The organism is Streptomyces sp. SID13726 (assembly GCF_010548375.1).
Lineage (GTDB): Bacteria > Actinomycetota > Actinomycetes > Streptomycetales > Streptomycetaceae > Streptomyces.
In genome coordinates, this window is sequence record NZ_JAAGLY010000770.1 from 1 (window position 1) to 397 (window position 397).

Sequence of the window (397 nt, forward strand, 5' to 3'; positions counted from 1 at the left end):
CGCGCTCGTCGAGCTCGCCCGCGCGGAACCGCTCCGCGACGGCGTCGAGGCGTCGCTCGTACTCGGCGCGGAGGGCCGCGTACGGGTCGTAGGGGCCGGTGGGGAGCAGGGGCGCGGCGGGCGGCACGGCCTTCTCCGCCGCGCTCGCGCGCGTCAGCCAGATCACGAGGAACACGACGGCGGCCGCCGCGAGGATCGCCACGATCCCCAGGACGGTCCACCACCCCGAGTAGCCCACGGGGTCGACGAGCTCATCGACGGGCACGCTTCTGCCTCCCCAGGAGCTCGACGAACCGCTGCACCACGTCGTCCGACCCCTCGACGAGCACGCCCTCGACCTGGAGGGTGCGCAGCCGCTCCGCGACCTCGGCCCGCCCCTCGGCGAGGGCCTCGGCGG

General features: G+C 76.1%; 1 protein-coding gene. It reads right to left on the reverse strand.

Translation table 11 applies throughout. The annotated features are described in order from the left end of the window. Positions 1–265 (reverse strand): hypothetical protein (locus G3I78_RS50210; RefSeq protein WP_203616616.1); only part of this gene is annotated, 265 nt, incomplete at its 3' end. Between the last annotated feature and the right edge of the window lie 132 nt (positions 266–397).